Consider the following 15,451-nt stretch of genomic DNA (forward strand, 5'->3'; position numbering starts at 1 on the left):
CTCAAGTTTCTTGGTCTTGCCGGCCACCGAAGCGTGAACGGTATGCAGGTTGGGATTCCAGCGCCGGGGTCCCACGTTATGGGCGTGGCTGATGGTATGACCGAAGCTGACGCCCTTGCCGCAGATCTCGCAAATGTTACCCAATGTATCTCTCCTTGTTTAAAATATTACGATGAAAACTATACTGCCGGCCAGTATAAGAACCGTCCGCAGTTGCCGCAGTTGGTGATGGTCTGGTTTCTCTTGACATTGGTGGCCTGGGAGGTGGGCATCATGATGTAACAGCCGCAGCAAACCCCGTTGATGACCGGCACCACCGGGCGCCCGTATTTCTGTTTCAGCTTTTTATACCGGTTCAGGATCTCGGGATCAACCTGTTTTTCAACCTCGGACAGCGCTTTGTTAAGGTGCTCCTGGCTGGCCTCGATCTTAAAACCCATGGCTTCCTGTTTGTTGGCCTCTTCGGTGGATTCCTTGATCATCAGTTCCAGGTCGTGCAGGGTTACCAGCAACTCCAGTTGGGGGTGTATCATTTTATCAGCTTCCGTTTTTAAAGTTTCTTTTCCAGTTCGTCCATCCGGAGGATGAAATCTTCGGGGGTATCCGCCGTGAACAGGGCGTCATTGGCGGTCAGCCCCTTGGCCAGCTGGGCGATCTTGCCCAAAACTATCAGGTACTGGTTCTGGGGGTCGTGGGGCGGGGCGATGATCAGAAAGAACAGCCGGGAGGGCTTCTTGTCGATGGCCTCAAAGTCCACGCCGTTCTTGGACCGGCCCACTATCAGGGACAGGGAGTTCAACAGCAGTGACCGGCAGTGGGGGATGGCCACGCCCTTGCCGATGCCGGTGGAGCCCAGTTCCTCCCGCTGCTTCAAATTGACCAGCAGCATATGCTGGGCCTTTTCGTTCAGCGAGGTCTGGCCCACCAGTTCCTTTAATATCCCGTCGCGGCTCTGGGCTTTAAGATTCAGGCTGATCTGGCCGGGCTTTAGTATGCCGCTTAAGCTTATTGGCGCACTACCCATAGTTTAATATTGGCCTCCACTTCCGGATGAAGTTTGATGGGGATGTTATAGACGCCCAGCACCTTGATGGGCTGTTCCAGGATCAGTTTGCGCTTGTCCAGCTTGACGCCCTGGGCCGCCAGCAGTTCGGAGATGTCGGCGGCGGTCACCGAACCGAAGAGCTTGTCATCCTCGCCGGCTTGGACGGTGGCGGTGCAGGAAACCTCGTTGAGCTTTTTGGCCTGCTCCTCGGCTTCCGCTTTCTTCCGGGACAGGCTGAGGGCCTCGGTCTGGATCTTCCGTTCCAGCTGTTTCAGGTTCCCGGCCCCGGCCAGCATGGCTTTGCCCTGGGGAAGAAGGTAGTTGCGGGCGTAGCCCGGCTTGACCTCGACCACCTGGGTCTTGGTCCCCAAAGAAGGTATATCCTGGGTCAGTATGACTTTCATTATTATTTCACTCCTGCAAGATTATATTAACGGTGTTCCGAGATGAAGGGCAGCAGCGCCAGGTGGCGGGCCCTTTTGATGGCGTCGTTCAAGAGGCGCTGGTGCTTGGCGCAGTTGCCGGAGATGCGGCGGGGCACTATCTTGCCGCGCTCGGTCATGAAATGACGCAGCTTCTTGTCGTCCTTGTAGTTTATCAATTCTGACTTGTCCTGGCAGAATTTGCATTCCTTGCGGCGCATGATCCGCGGAGGAGCGTTGGGGTCTCGTCTTTCTCTGGTTTCTCTCATGAATATCCTTTAAGATGGTTTAGGGTATATTTATTGTTTCTTTCAGATATCGGGGGATTCCGAGGGTTCTTCGGGGCCGGGGGCGGCGGCGGTGGATTCGAAGCGCTCCAAAAACCTGACGTTATCGGCCCGGACCTCCAGGGAATTCCGTTTTTGACCGGTCTCGGTCTCCCAGGAGCGGCTCTCCAGACGGCCTTCCACCAGCACCGGGCTGCCCTTGTGCAGGTGCTTGCCAATGTTCTCGGCCGCGCTCTGCCAGGCCACCACGTTGACGAAGGTGGGCTCGTCCTGCCAGTTGCCGGCCTGGTCCTTAAAACGGCGGTTGAGGGCCATGGAAAAATTGCAGACCGCCGTACCGCTGGGGGTGAATCTCAGCTCGGGGTCCCGGGTCAGCCGGCCGGCCAGCAGCACCCGGTTCAGATTGGGTATCTTAAGCTCGGTCATATAATGATGCTCCGGTTATTGGTACGGTTCTATTGAATGATCTAAAAGGGGAGGTCGTCATCGCTTTTGCTGAAGGCAGGCTCCTCGCCGTGAACCGGCTCGGGGCTGGATTCCGTTCCGGGGGTCCCGGCTCCGATGGAAGGCCGTCCTTCCCGGTCCAAAAACTCGATCCGGTCGGCCCGGATCTCTATGGTGCTGCGCTTTTGCCCGTCCTCGGTCTCCCAGCTGCGGTTCTGAAGTTTTCCTTCCACCAGCACCGCCCGGCCCTTGGCCAGATACTGCTTGCAGAGTTCGGCCAGCTTTTGCCAGGCTACCACGCCCACATAGGTGGCTTCATCCTTCCATTCGCCGGTGGCGCTTTTGTACCGCCGGTTAAGGGCGATGGTAAAATTGGCCACGCTGGTCCCATTGGTGGTCTGCCGGAGCTCGGGGTCCTTGGTGAGGCGGCCCACCATGAAAACACGGTTCAAATCGGCTAAACGCAATTCTGACATGATGCTTGATCCTTAAATGATTGTAATCTATATATCAGGTTATTTTACAAAACTAAAGGACGCCGGATCAGACGACGGCAGCTTCGGGAGCGGCTTCGGGGACCGCCTCGGGCGCAGCGGGGGCCAGGGCGGCCGCCACCAGTGCGCTGGGCACATGGCCCTTGATGGTCAGGTGCCGGATGATGCTTTCGTCCAGCCGGATGTTGCGGTTGAGCTCGGCCGGCAGGGCGGCCGGAGAATTAAACTGGAGGCAGACGTAAAACCCTTCCCGCCGGCTGTTGATGGGGTAGGTCATTTTGCGGCGGCCCCATTTTTCCACCAGGACGATCTCTCCCTGGTTGTTCTTGATCAGCGCGGAGTATTTTTCCACCTGTTTGTCCACTCCGGCCTCATCAACCGCCGGATCGATGATCATGACTGTTTCGTAAGCGTTCAATTTTGTTTAAACTCCCTTGTATTGGTTTAGGATATATTTTGCTTATTTAAGTTGATGATGGCCTTCTCCACTCCGGCCCGGACCACTTCAGCGGCGGTCTTGGCCGCCAGTCCGGCCACCAAGCCGACCTCGGCCCTTTCCGCTTTGGCAAAACTGGAAAGGACGAAATCCGCCATGTCCAGGGATTCGGGGACCGGGCCCATGCCCAGCCGCAGCCTGGCGAAATCCTGGCTGCTTAAGTGTTTGATGATCGACTTCAGTCCGTTATGCCCTCCGTCGGAGCCCTTGGCCCGGAGCCGGATCTTTCCCAGAGGCAGGTTGACGTCGTCGCAGATCACCAGCAGTTGCGAGGCCGGGATCTTTTGATAGCTGAGGGCCTTGGCCACGGCCAGCCCGCTTTGGTTCATGAAGGTCAGGGGTTTTAGAAGGAACAGCCCGCGCTTGTTGTCGCCGGCGCAGGAATACAAGGCCCGCCTTTTCCAGCTGAGCTTAAGCTGTTCCGCCAGCAGGTCCAGTACCATGAATCCCAGGTTGTGGCGGGTTTGGCTGTATTCCCGGCCGGGGTTTCCCAGTCCGGCCAGACACCAGATGTTCGTTTTTTTCTCTGAAGCTGAAGAAAGCATAAGGGAGGGACAGGCCTAAACCTCTTCCTCGGCCTCCTTCTTTTTCTTGGCCACCAGTTCCGGCTCCTTGGGGGCACCCTCGGCTACTGCAGCGACCGCGGCTGTTGCGCCATCGGCGGCCACCGGCTCGGCTTCGGCCCTGGGGGCCAGTACGCTGACCACCGGCTGGGTGGGGGCGCCGTGCAACTCGGCCTTTTCCAGCTTGATGTCTGAGATGTGCAGGGTCTGCCCCAGCTTAAGCCCCGAGACGTCGACCACGATCTTCTCCGGGATGTCGGTGGGCAGGCAGGAAAGCTCTATCGAATGCAGGGTCTGCTCCAGGCTGCCGCCCTCGTTCTTGACGCCGGTGGCTTCCCCGGTCAGGACGATGGGGACGTTGATCCGGATCTTCTCGGTCAGCAGGATCTCCTGAAAGTCCATGTGCAGCAGGGTGTTCCTCAACGGCTCGGTCTGCACCTGGCGCAGCAGGGCCTTCATCTGCTTTTTGTCATCGGCCATTTCCAGGTTGATGATCACGTTGTCGTGGGAGGCCAGCTTGAACAGGGGGATCAGCTCGGCCGAGTTGATGAAGATGGAGAGGGCCGGCTGGCCGTGCCCGTAAAGCACTGCCGGGATCTTTCCGCCCCGGCGCATCTTTTTGGCCCGCTGTTTGCCGGTCTCCTCCCGGCGGTAAGCTGTTAAATTAACTTCGTTCATTTTTCAGTTGTCTTTCCTTGTGCTATTAGTTGGTGGTTAATTCTTTTTTTAATTTCATTTTCCGGCTTTAAACAAAAAGCGAGCTGACCGATTTTTCCTGGTGGATCCGCCGGATGGCCTCGGCCAGCAGCGTGGCGATGGAAAGCACCTTGATCTTGGATATCTTTTTTTCCGGGGTCAGCGGTATGGTGTCGGAAAGCACCAGCTCCTTGATGGGGGAGCGTTTCAGGGCGTCTATGGCGCTGCCGGAGAGGACCCCGTGGGTGGCGCAGGCGTAAATGTCCCGGGCCCCGTTCTTCTTTAAAATGATGGCCACCTCGCTGATGGTGCGGGCGGTGTCCATAATGTCGTCGACTATCAGGCAGTTCTTTCCGGCCACGTCGCCCACCACGTTAAGGATCTCAACCCGGTTGGGGCCGGGCCGTCTTTTGTCGATGATGGCCAGGGGGGTATCGTTGCCCAGCCGCTTGGCAAAGGCCCGGGCCCGGGGCACGCCGCCGGTGTCGGGCGACACCACCACCAGGTCCTTGAGCTTGTGCTTTATGAAATGGCGGATCAGCACCGGCGAGGCGTAAAGATGATCCACCGGGATGTCGAAGAACCCCTGGATGGGCTCGGCATGGAGGTCCAGCGTCAGGACCCGGTTGGCCCCGGCGATGGTGATCAGGTTGGCCACTAATTTGGCGGTGATGGGAACCCGGGGCTGGTCCTTGCGCTCCTGGCGGGAGTAGCCGAAGTAGGGGATGACCGCGGTGATCCGTTTGGCCGAAGCCCGTTTGGCGGCGTCGGTCATGATCAGCAGTTCCATCAGGTTGTCGCCGGGGGAGAAGGTGGGCTGGACGATGAAGACATCGGCCCCGCGGATGTTTTCGTTGATCTTGACCCGGAGCTCCCCGTCCGAAAAATGACAGATGGTGCAGTCGCCCATGGGCTGGCGCAGGACCTTGCAGATATCTTTGGTCAGCCCGGGATTGGCGGTTCCTGAAAAGATCTTCATTTCGTTATGCATATCTATTAAATGATTGATTGACAAATGCTGTTATCCCGGCCTGCCAGACGGCTTGTCCGCCGCAGCTTTGCGCAGGCGGAAGATCTGGTTTGATTTGTATATATAAGGCGGTGTCTTGGCCTGCCAGGTGGCTTGTCCGCCGAAGGTTTGCGTAGGCGGAAGCCTCTTGCTTGGTTTGATTGTATATGGCGTAGTCTGGCTCGGGGGCAGTCCGCCTACGCAGATAAATGCAATGAAAAAAGATGCTTCGGCGGACAAGGGACTAAAAACTTAACCGGTAATATTTATAATGTGGCCTAGTATAAATAAATGTTCTGGCCTGCCAGACGAAGCCTCTAGTTTAATTCGCTTGTATATGGCGTAGTCTGGCTCGGGGGCAGGGACTCGAACCCTGGTTCTCAGCTCCAAAGGCTGGTGTCCTACCAATTGGACGACCCCCGAACTTAGTGGCATGGGACTTGGTATTGGGAAAAGCGTATTAAGGGATCATTTGCTAAATGAACCAGGCAATAAAAAATTGACACCAGGCCGCTTGAAAGAGTCAAGCTTGGTAAGCCGCACGGAGATGTCTCTGGACCTTTATGGCCAGTGACGCAGCGACCTACTGTCAATTATTTTTATATGCCCACTAAATCTATTTTTGGACCTTTAGTGGGGGAAGGTTTTCAGCGTGTTATTTCTCTTCGGCCGGGATCTCTGTTTCGACGGGCCGGGAGACCCCATCCTTAAGCACCTTGTGGTATTCGTCCAGTATCGATTTCTCCAGCATCAGCCGGGTCTCGGCGTTGATGGGGTGGGCGATGTCCTTGTAGGTGCCGTCGGCCATTTTCCGGCTGGGCATGGCAATGAAGGGTCCGGTGGTTCCCTGGATGATCTTGATGCCGCGCACCGCAAAGGCATTGTCGAACGTGACGTTGGCAAAGGCCAAAAGTTTGTCGTTGTCCTTCTGCCGCAGCGAAACCCTGATCTCGGTGATCTTCATGCAAGTTATCCTTTTCGTCCGTTAATAGCTAGGTGGATGAAAATTCTTTGTATTAGTTTAGGATAAACTTCTTTAGGATCTCTGGCTGACGGCGTAAAAGCAGCAGGGCCACTGGGGTTTCAGTTCTAAGGCGGTCTGGCGGGCGGAACCGGGGTCGGTAAATATCCCGAAGACCGAGGAACCGCTGCCGGACATCAGGGCGCCCAGGGCGCCGCTTTTGACCAATTGTTGTTTGACCTGTTCTATCTGGGGGTGCGATGGTGTGACCGCTTTTTCCAGATCGTTGCCAAGGGATTTTGCCAATTGTTCCGGATCTGGTCCCAAAGACAGATCATTACCAATCATTTTACTAAATCCCGGCTCTTTTGTCAATGATATTTTAAGGTTTTTATAGGCCCAGGCGGTGGAAACGCCGAACCCGGGATAGACTATCACGAAATGATAGTCCTGCTTCCATGTCAATGGTTCTATGTTCTCCCCCCGTCCGGTGACCAAAGCGGTGCCGCCGGTCAAAAAATATGGGACGTCCGACCCCAGTTCCAGTGCCAGCCGGTGCAGTTCAAGACCGCCGAGTGACATGCCCCAGAGCTTAGACAGGCCCAGCAGGGCGGCCGCAGCATCCGAAGAACCCCCGCCCAGGCCCGCCCCGATGGGGATGTTCTTGGTAAGGGTGATCTTAGCCCCTGGCAGCTTGTCATAGTGCAGATGGTCACCCTGAGTAGGGCATATTGCTTGACAAACCGAAGGGTCTGCAGATGATTCTTCGGGTGGTAAACAGGTAGTCTTTCTCAGAATGACATGGCCCTTCAGATAACCCTGCAGCAGCCGGGCGGCTTTGACCACCAGGTTCTTTTCGTTGACCGGCAGGTGCTGGTTATCACACGACAGGACAATCCGGCCATTCTCCAACGGCTCAAACTCCAACTCGTCGTGCAGCGATATCAGGTGGAAAATTGACCACAGGTCGTGGTATCCGTCGGGGCGTTTGCCCAGCACTTCCAGGTGCAGGTTGAGCTTGGCATAGGCTTTTAGTATGATGGATGATGGCATGAAAATTATTATACAACATTCCCGTCCAAACTTAAAGATTTATTTTACTTTTAGTCTTGAATTATTTTTTTGATAATGGTATATTTAGACATTATACCAGTAACCCCAAAAATTATCTAAATTCCAAAACCCGAAAGATTTACTGTTTGGTCAGTTTCGGCAGCTGGATTTCATAAAAGGAGATTTATGGCTGGGCAGGAATTCGAAAGATCGCTCAAGGCCGGGGAACTGCTTTTCAAGCAGGGAGACCCCGGCAACGAGATGTTCCTCATCCGCTCCGGTAAGGTCAAGATCACCCGCTCGGCCGGGGCCGTCGAGAAGACCCTGGCGGTGCTCAAGGAGGGGGATTTCTTCGGAGAGATGGCGGTGATAGACGGCAGTCCCCGTTCGGCCGCGGCCACGGCCATCGAGGAGACCAAGCTGATGATAGTGGACCGGGAGGCTTTCAATTCCCAGCTCAAGAACAACCCCATGATAGCATATGTGCTGGAGACCATGTCCCGGCGACTGCGGGAGACCAACAAGCAGGTGGAATTCCTGCTGATCCGCGACGAGATGCGGAGGGTGGTGGCCATGCTGGTATCCATGGCCAAGGAGCGGGGGGCCAGCACCCCGGACGGCGTGGTGATAGACTTTCCCTACGACTACGCCACCCTGGGCGGGATGGTGGGGATGGAGGCCTTTAAGACCGAGGAGATCATGAAAAAACTTTTGGGACTGAACCTGATCAAGGTCGAGGACCGCAAGCTGATCATGCCCAGCCTCAACGATATCGACGAATACTTAAGATACATCACCCTTAAGGAAAAATTCTCCTCCTGACCAAGATCCCCCACCTGGGCTTACCACGGAAATACTGTACGGCAGAGATCACGGAAAAGTTATTAATTTCCGCTTTCCGTGTTTCAGTGGTAAAGTAAACTTTCCGGTAAGATGTAACTCCTGCAGAGACTGAACCAATGCGCGAATATCTGGACCTGGTAAAATATGTTCTGGACAACGGGACGGCACAGAAGAACCGCACCGGCGTGGATACATTAAGCTGCTTTGCCTGCAGTTATCAGGTGGACCTGCAAAATGGTTTTCCCCTGCTTACCACCAAAAAGGTCAATTTCGACGCCATGCTGCACGAACTTTTCTGGTACCTTAGCGGCCAGGCGCATATCCGTGATCTTAGGACCAAGACCAGGATCTGGGACGACTGGGCCGATGGAGAGGGCCGGCTGGAGACCGCCTACGGCAGGTTCTGGCGCAGGTTCCCCGTTCCTTCCCAGGCGGCCGAGGGCGAGAAGTGGGGCACACGTTGGATTTCTACCGATCCCGAAACCGGTGACAGGACCTTTGATCAGATCCGGTATATTATTGACATTTTAAAAGAGATAAAGCAGAACCCGGCCACGCCCAACCGGAGGCGAATGGTGGTGACTGCCTGGCACCCGGGGAACGCCGCCGAGAGCAAACTGCCGCCCTGCCATTATACCTTCTGCTTCAGTGTCATCGGCGACCGGCTGAACTGCCACCTCACCCAGCGTTCCGGTGACATTGCCCTGGGCATACCATTCAATCTGGCCTGCTATTCTCTTTTGACCATGATGATGGCCCGGGAGACAGGTTTCAAGCCGGGCCGGTTTGCCCACACCATCATCGACGCCCATATTTACGCCAATCACATCGAAGGTCTGAAACAGCAGCTGACCAGGGAGCCGAGAAAACTTCCTCTAGTTGAGATAGCAACCAAACCTTTCTTTGAACTGACGGCCTCCGATATCACACTGGAAGGCTACGATCCGCACCCCGGAATAAAATTTTCCGTCGCAGTATGACCATGTCTGAAAAAACAATCATTGTGGCCATGACCAGGGACCGGGTGATCGGCCTGGAAGGTAAGATGCCCTGGCACATTTCCGATGACCTGAAGCTCTTTAAAAAGATAACCCTGGGCGGTACGGTGATCATGGGCCGCACCACTTTTGAATCCATCGGCAAGCCGCTTCCGGGCCGGAACAATATAGTGGTCAGCACCACGGTCAAAGAGATACCCGGATCAACTGTCTGCCCGGCCTTAGAAGATGCGGTAAAAAAGGCCGAAGCCCTTGGGTCCAAAATATTTTTTATCGGCGGGGCCAGCATCTACAAACAAGCACTGCCATTGGCAAGTGCCATGCTCGTCTCCTGGGTCAAACAGGAATATGCCGGCGATACCTGTTTCCCGGATTTCGATCTGAACTGCTGGCAGGAAAAAGAAAAGAATGAGTATCCCGAGTTTACCCAGATCCTTTACCGGCGTAAATAAAACAACTTTGGTTTTAAAATAACAACCAAACCAAAATTAAGGGAGGTCTGGAAATGAAAAAAATTACCATGCTTTTACTGTTTGCAATGGTCGTTGCGGTACTGTCACTGGCTCAAATGCCTACCAAGGGCATTTCCCAGCCAAAGGACAACAATGTTAAAATTGAGGATGAAACAACCACCCCGGTCATACCGGCAATAATTGAAACTCAAACTATAGTCTGCCCGGTGGTTAAAGACACTTGGATTTATGCCTTCCGGCCTGATTCCAACTACGGCAAGGGTTACGGCTGGAAGGACCGCACTGACAAGGACAAGGACATCACCGTTCCCAAGATGTTCCTGGGTTTCGGCGGCGCCGATAAAAAAGCGGTACTGCTCCAGTTTGACATTTCCAAACTTCCCAAGGGCAAACTGGCCAAAAAGGCGGTCATCAAACTTTACAACGATTTTGCCGGTTCGGCCGCCGAGACCAAAGTAGACGCTAAGATGATCACAAAACCCTGGGAAGAAATGAAGGCCACCTGGAAAACCAAACCCAGTTGGACTGCAGCATCTCTCAGCACAACTTCCCTGAGCGGGGCCATTGGTTACGGGCAGGCGGGGAAATGGTATGAGTGGGATGTCACCAAAATGATCCTGGTCTGGATGGTCAACAAAAGGCCCAACAACGGCATCGTCCTGGATCCTCAGGGAGATTCCGGAGTGGACCGCGACTTTGTCTGCAAGGAGTACCAGGGCAAGGAACAGTTATATCCGGTGCTGGAAGTGACTTATGAAAAGGAACCCCCGGCCAAGAAGCCGGTTCCCAAAGATTCCAAACAATAATTTTTTATCTTTTAGCTGATGATCGAACGTTACACCCTTCCCAAGATGAAAGCCATCTGGAGCGAGGAGAACAAGTTCCAGAAATGGCTGGAAGTGGAGCTTTTGGCCTGCAAGGCCCAGGCTCAGCTGGGCAATATCCCGGACGGCGACCTTAAAAACATCCAGGCCAACGCCCGTTTCCAGGTGGAAAGGATCAACCAGATAGAGGCCGAGGTGCACCACGATGTGATCGCCTTTTTGACCAACCTGTCGGAGCATATCGGGCCATCGTCGCGCTATGTGCACCTGGGCATGACCTCGTCCGACGTGCTTGACACCGCCTGGGCGGTGCTGATGAAGGAGGCCGGAGGCGTGATACTGGAAGACCTGAAAAAGCTTTCAGCGGCGCTCCGGCAGAAGGCATTGGAGCATAAGGATACCATCATGATGGGACGGAGCCACGGGATCCACGCCGAGCCCACCACCATGGGACTGAAGTTCGCCCTGTGGTGGCAGGAGAACCAGCGCAACATAACCAGGATGGAACGGGCGGTCAGGTCGACGGCCTGCGGCAAGATCTCGGGAGCGGTGGGCACCTTCGCCCATATCGATCCCAAAGTTGAGGAGTTCGTCTGCCGGGAACTGGGGCTGGAGCCGGAGCCGGTCTCCACCCAGATAGTCCAGCGCGACCGTCATGCCGAATACCTGTGCACCCTGGCCGTGGTTGCCGCCAGCCTGGAAAAGATAGCCCTGGAGATCCGCCACCTGCAGCGGACCGAGGTCCGGGAAGCCGAGGAGCCTTTTGCCAAGGGGCAGAAAGGATCTTCAGCCATGCCCCACAAAAAGAACCCCATCATCTGTGAAAGGATCTGCGGCCTGGCCAGGCTGGTCCGGGCCAACGCCCAGGTGGGGCTGGAGAACGTGGCCCTGTGGCACGAGCGCGACATCTCGCATTCCTCGGCCGAGCGGGTGATAATCCCCGACAGCACCATCGCCCTGGATTACATGCTTAACAAGGCGGTCTGGCTGATCGAGGGGCTGACGGTGTTCCCCCGGAGGATGCTGAAGAACATCGAGTCCTCGGGCGGGCTGATCTTCTCCCAGGCCCTGCTTTTAGCCCTTGTGGACAAGGGTCTTACCCGGGAACAGGCCTATGCCGCCGTCCAGAGGAACGCCATGCAGGTCTGGGAGCAGGGCGGATCGCTTAAGGAACTGGCCTTAAAGGACGGGGATATCAGCCAAAAGATCGGCCCGGCGGAGATGGAAGAGATCTTCAATATCAAAAAATTCCTGCGCAACGTTGACTACATATATCAAAGAATAGGGCTCTCGTGAGTTCCATTCTTCAGGAGGACACCTCATGTCCATGACAATAATAGGTTTCGGCCTGGCCGTCCTGTTCGGCGTGCTTTGGCTGGTCTGCATCGGCGGGGCCGGAAAGAAATCTGCAGATGTAACGGCCGCCCGGGAGGAACTGGCCCGGCTTCAATCGGATGAGCGGCGCCAGGGCGATCTGGTCAAAAATTTGAAATCCAACATGGCCAACCTGGAAAAGGAGAAGAACGAGCGGGGCCGGGTGTTCATGGTGCTGCTGGAGCTGGCCCGGACCTTAAGCGGGAACATCGAGCAGGAAAAGCTTCCGCCGCTGCTGCTGAGGATCGCCCAGCAGCTGTTCGACGCCGAAGAGCTGATCTTCTTCAAACCGGTGGAGGACGGCCACGTGCTGGCCCCCGCCGCCCAGATCGGTCTGGACGAAAGAACGGCCAAAGAGCTGAACATCAAGGTCGGCGACGGCTATGTGGGGCATTGCGCGGCCAAGAAGCTGGTGATGACCAAGGAGGATTTTGCCACCGAAAGCAACCTGATAAAACAGCATATCGAGACCACCAAGGAAAGCGGGATCGCCCCGGTGCTGTGCCTGCCCCTGGTGCAGCACAATGTCCTGTTGGGCCTGGTGTCCATCGGCAAAATAACCATGCGGGCCAAGGAGGAGCGCAACATGCTGATGATCTACCAGAGCCTGGGGTCCATGGCCATGGAGAACGCCAGGATGTTTGACCAGCTGTACACCAAGGACCGGATGACCGACCTGTTCAACTGGCGTTATTTTGAGGAGCGGGCCCAGGCCGAGCTGTCGCGCTCCAAGCGCTTCGGGCACAAGCTTTCCTTCACCCTGCTGGACCTGGACAACTTTACGCCCTTCATCCAGGCCAACGGCACCCAGGCCTCCGAGAAGGTGCTGGCCAAGGTGGGCGCCCTGCTTAACGAGTACGTCCGCAAGATCGACGTCTCCTGCCGGATGTCCGAGGACTCCTTTGCCGTGGCCCTGCTGGAGACCGAGCGGGTGCAGGCGGTGCAGTTCGCCGAGAAGATAAAAAAGATCATCGAAGAATCGCTGGCCAACGTCGACCAGGCCTTCGCCTCTCAGAGCCTGACCGTGACCCTGGCGGTGATGACCTTTCCCGACGACGGGTTCACCATGGCCGAGATGTTCGAGTCGGCGGCCAAAAAGATAAAGGAAGCCCAGGCAAAGGGGGGCAGCCGGGTGATCAAGAACATCACCGAAGAAACAGCGTAAACCCGGGGACCTTACCACGGAAACACAGAATAAAAGAAAGCTTTCCGTGTCTTCAGTATTTCAGTGATTCAGTAGTAAGGTTGTCTATTTAATCCATGTTGAGTCCGCCAGCCCATTGTAAAAAAATTCAACTTGTTAGTGAATGTCATGAAGATCGCACCCGAGGGTTTTGCCACCATCATCATAGCTCTGTTGTTTGCCCTGGCCGCCTTTGCCGCCTGGATGTTCTGGCGGGGGCCATTGCTGCTATATTTGACCCTGGGCTTCTCCATTGTTTTCCTGTTCATGGTCTATTTCTTCCGCGATCCGGCCCGCAGCGGCAGTTTTCTGCCGGGGCAGATAGCCTCGCCGGCCGACGGCCGCGTGGTGATCGTCCGGGAGACCGAGGACACATTTCTCCACCAACAAAAGGTTTTGCAGGTCAGTATTTTTTTATCGCCGATGGACGTCCACATCAACCGGATACCGGTGACGGGGAAAGTGATATACCAGCAGTACCATCCGGGGAAATTCCTGCCGGCCTTTGAGGAAAAGGCCTCGCTGGCCAACGAGCAGATGCATTTAGGGATCGAGACACCTTACGGCAAGATCCTGATGAAACAGATCGCCGGGATCCTGGCCCGCCGGGTGGTCTGCTATTCGAAGCTCGGGGACTCAGTGACCGCCGGGCAGAGGATGGGGCTGATGAAGTTCGGCTCCCGGATAGACCTGATGCTGCCTTTAGGGACCAAGATCAATGTGAAGGTGGGGGACAGGGTGAAGGGCGGGGTGACGGTAATTGGTGAAATGAAGCCATAGTTGCCTTTGGCAACGCCCACCCAGTCCTGTGGAGTTTGGGTAAGTATACCAATAGTTCTATAAATCTATAATAAAAAAATAGTATTAATAATTTTGTTACTGTTGCAAAGTAATAGAGGAAAACGTATGAAAATAAAATGGCCATTTTCTAAAACCTACGTTGTAAAATGTCCAGATGGGACAACAAGAGTCATATACAAAAACATTGATGATGCGTTCCCTCTTTGTATTCCGGGTTGGAAAGGTAAAACGGGGGGTAGTATTGAAGCTATCAAAGGTGCCTCTGTTAATATAAACGCAGAATACCAAACTCAAATACAAGGTTTACTGTACAGTTTAGACGAACTCAACCAAAGTCTTACGATGGTGTTTAGAGCTGCATATATAGCATACCAATCCCACCCGTGTAAAAATGCAGCTTCTTTTAATAGACTAATTGAAAAAATGATACATGAAAATAGTCGTTTGACTGCACTTAAAATCAAAATACGTGGTTTAATAAGTTTAGCCGAAACAAATCCAAACAATCAAACACAATGGGTTGATGCATTCCAAAGTGTAGTAGATCAAATTGGCGGGCAGAGCATTGTAGTGGCAGCTAAGATGGAAATAGCTGAAGCACGCACGGAAATGAGGCAGTTAGAAGGAGGCCCAAATGCCAGCTAAGATTATTTGTATGGCAAGTGCTAAAGGCGGCTCTGGTAAAACTATGCTTACAGCTACCTTTGGTGCATTTCTATCTGCACTAGGTAAGAAAGTATTGTTGATTGACACAGATGCAGCGACAAATGGCCTTACGCTATTGTATTTGAAAGAGGTACTGACGCAAGGTGAATTAGCAATAGCGGCCAATCGTAAGCCGATAGGAATCTTTGATGCATTTGATAAAAATGAATTTGACACCCAAAGTGACATTGTTAAACTCTCTAACGGAGTACATTTAATACCCGCAACATATAAATTTAAAAACACTGAAAACACTGCACTAAATAAATTTAGTTCATTCCTGTCGTCAAATTTAGTAATACTTAGGGGTACATACCACTATATCTTTTTGGATGCACAATCTGGCTCTGATTTATTTGCACAAGTGTGTATGTCTAAAAATATCTCGGACGAGGTCGTGATAGTCTCCGAATACGACCCTATGTCGGCTGCTGGTGTAGAACGTTTGAAAGGGTTGCTTCATGAAGATCTTACATATGTTCGAACGTGGGTACTCCTTAATAAAATGTTACCTGATTTTGTAAAATCCTTTAGTGACTTTTTGGAAGTTGCCAAGTATCTTAATCCAATACCATGGGATGCAGATGTAGTGAAGGCTTATGCTAGAAGAAGGTTGGCAATTGATCTTGAAAACGGCAACGAACATACACTTGCTGTGATGCAAACCATTAAAACTTTATTTGGGGAAAGTATTATTCAAGAAATTGAAACTTGGATCAAAGGTCGTGTTGCAGCTATCAGACAACCGATTGAAGATCAATATAATGATTTAGAAAACCA

General features: G+C 53.8%; 22 protein-coding genes and 1 tRNA gene. 9 read left to right on the forward strand and 14 right to left on the reverse strand.

Features of this window, described 5'->3' with window-relative positions; genetic code table 11:
* From rpmB to ispE, 14 genes are all read right to left on the reverse strand, one after another.
* A partial coding sequence (gene rpmB, locus Q7U71_10400) for a 50S ribosomal protein L28 (GenBank protein ID MDO9392168.1) occupies positions 1–144 on the reverse strand: 144 nt, incomplete at its 3' end.
* Positions 145–179: 35 nt separating this feature from the next.
* On the reverse strand, positions 180–533 hold the full coding sequence (locus Q7U71_10405) for a hypothetical protein (protein MDO9392169.1): 354 nt from the start codon (positions 531–533) through the stop codon (positions 180–182).
* Between the two features lie 17 nt (positions 534–550).
* Positions 551–1,024 (reverse strand): PTS sugar transporter subunit IIA, encoded by a 474-nt coding sequence (locus Q7U71_10410; protein MDO9392170.1) that lies wholly within the window; start codon positions 1,022–1,024, stop codon positions 551–553.
* Complete coding sequence (gene rplI / locus Q7U71_10415) at positions 1,006–1,449, reverse strand: 50S ribosomal protein L9 (protein ID MDO9392171.1); 444 nt, start codon at positions 1,447–1,449, stop codon at positions 1,006–1,008. Before rplI ends, Q7U71_10410 begins: the two co-directional genes overlap by 19 nt.
* 26 nt (positions 1,450–1,475) lie before the next feature.
* A complete protein-coding gene (gene rpsR, locus Q7U71_10420) occupies positions 1,476–1,736 on the reverse strand; it encodes a 30S ribosomal protein S18 (GenBank protein MDO9392172.1) in 261 nt (86 codons plus the stop codon).
* Between the two features lie 42 nt (positions 1,737–1,778).
* Positions 1,779–2,180 carry a single-stranded DNA-binding protein gene (gene ssb / locus Q7U71_10425; protein MDO9392173.1) on the reverse strand — a complete coding sequence of 134 codons (402 nt, stop codon included), beginning with the start codon at positions 2,178–2,180 and terminating at the stop codon, positions 1,779–1,781.
* A 41-nt stretch (positions 2,181–2,221) separates the two neighbouring features.
* Positions 2,222–2,674: a single-stranded DNA-binding protein gene (locus Q7U71_10430; GenBank protein ID MDO9392174.1), complete on the reverse strand. Its 453-nt coding sequence runs from the start codon at positions 2,672–2,674 to the stop codon at positions 2,222–2,224.
* A gap of 67 nt (positions 2,675–2,741) precedes the next feature.
* Positions 2,742–3,110 (reverse strand): 30S ribosomal protein S6, encoded by a 369-nt coding sequence (gene rpsF / locus Q7U71_10435; GenBank protein MDO9392175.1) that lies wholly within the window; start codon positions 3,108–3,110, stop codon positions 2,742–2,744.
* A gap of 26 nt (positions 3,111–3,136) precedes the next feature.
* Positions 3,137–3,733 carry an aminoacyl-tRNA hydrolase gene (pth, locus tag Q7U71_10440; GenBank protein MDO9392176.1) on the reverse strand — a complete coding sequence of 199 codons (597 nt, stop codon included), beginning with the start codon at positions 3,731–3,733 and terminating at the stop codon, positions 3,137–3,139.
* Between the two features lie 15 nt (positions 3,734–3,748).
* Complete coding sequence (locus Q7U71_10445; protein ID MDO9392177.1) at positions 3,749–4,429, reverse strand: 50S ribosomal protein L25; 681 nt, start codon at positions 4,427–4,429, stop codon at positions 3,749–3,751.
* Between the two features lie 67 nt (positions 4,430–4,496).
* Complete coding sequence (locus Q7U71_10450) at positions 4,497–5,438, reverse strand: ribose-phosphate pyrophosphokinase (protein MDO9392178.1); 942 nt, start codon at positions 5,436–5,438, stop codon at positions 4,497–4,499.
* Positions 5,439–5,804: 366 nt separating this feature from the next.
* Positions 5,805–5,879: transfer RNA gene (locus Q7U71_10455), tRNA-Gln, on the reverse strand.
* Between the two features lie 232 nt (positions 5,880–6,111).
* Positions 6,112–6,420, reverse strand: a complete 309-nt coding sequence (locus Q7U71_10460; protein ID MDO9392179.1) for a SpoVG family protein — start codon at positions 6,418–6,420, stop codon at positions 6,112–6,114.
* Positions 6,421–6,492: 72 nt separating this feature from the next.
* On the reverse strand, positions 6,493–7,470 hold the full coding sequence (ispE, locus tag Q7U71_10465) for a 4-(cytidine 5'-diphospho)-2-C-methyl-D-erythritol kinase (GenBank protein ID MDO9392180.1): 978 nt from the start codon (positions 7,468–7,470) through the stop codon (positions 6,493–6,495).
* 186 nt (positions 7,471–7,656) lie between these two features.
* Between ispE and Q7U71_10470 the strand changes: the two genes are divergently transcribed.
* The 9 genes from Q7U71_10470 to Q7U71_10510 all read left to right on the forward strand — a co-directional run.
* Positions 7,657–8,292, forward strand: coding sequence for a Crp/Fnr family transcriptional regulator (locus tag Q7U71_10470; protein ID MDO9392181.1), 636 nt, complete (start codon positions 7,657–7,659; stop codon positions 8,290–8,292).
* Between the two features lie 137 nt (positions 8,293–8,429).
* A complete protein-coding gene (thyA, locus tag Q7U71_10475; GenBank protein ID MDO9392182.1) occupies positions 8,430–9,293 on the forward strand; it encodes a thymidylate synthase in 864 nt (287 codons plus the stop codon).
* A 2-nt stretch (positions 9,294–9,295) separates the two neighbouring features.
* Positions 9,296–9,763 (forward strand): dihydrofolate reductase, encoded by a 468-nt coding sequence (locus Q7U71_10480; GenBank protein MDO9392183.1) that lies wholly within the window; start codon positions 9,296–9,298, stop codon positions 9,761–9,763.
* Positions 9,764–9,816: 53 nt separating this feature from the next.
* Positions 9,817–10,590 carry a DNRLRE domain-containing protein gene (locus Q7U71_10485; protein ID MDO9392184.1) on the forward strand — a complete coding sequence of 258 codons (774 nt, stop codon included), beginning with the start codon at positions 9,817–9,819 and terminating at the stop codon, positions 10,588–10,590.
* 18 nt (positions 10,591–10,608) lie between these two features.
* On the forward strand, positions 10,609–11,904 hold the full coding sequence (gene purB, locus Q7U71_10490) for an adenylosuccinate lyase (GenBank protein ID MDO9392185.1): 1,296 nt from the start codon (positions 10,609–10,611) through the stop codon (positions 11,902–11,904).
* 25 nt (positions 11,905–11,929) lie between these two features.
* Positions 11,930–13,147, forward strand: a complete 1,218-nt coding sequence (locus Q7U71_10495) for a diguanylate cyclase (protein ID MDO9392186.1) — start codon at positions 11,930–11,932, stop codon at positions 13,145–13,147.
* Between the two features lie 147 nt (positions 13,148–13,294).
* Positions 13,295–13,945, forward strand: coding sequence for a phosphatidylserine decarboxylase family protein (locus Q7U71_10500; protein ID MDO9392187.1), 651 nt, complete (start codon positions 13,295–13,297; stop codon positions 13,943–13,945).
* Positions 13,946–14,071: 126 nt separating this feature from the next.
* Entirely contained in the window at positions 14,072–14,611 is a 540-nt protein-coding gene (locus Q7U71_10505) for a hypothetical protein (protein MDO9392188.1), read from the forward strand.
* Positions 14,601–15,451 (forward strand): ParA family protein (locus Q7U71_10510; protein MDO9392189.1); only part of this gene is annotated, 851 nt, incomplete at its 3' end. The genes Q7U71_10505 and Q7U71_10510, both read left to right, overlap by 11 nt.

It is taken from the genome of bacterium (assembly GCA_030655055.1).
In the GTDB taxonomy this organism is placed as follows: domain Bacteria; phylum Edwardsbacteria; class AC1; order AC1; family EtOH8; genus UBA5202.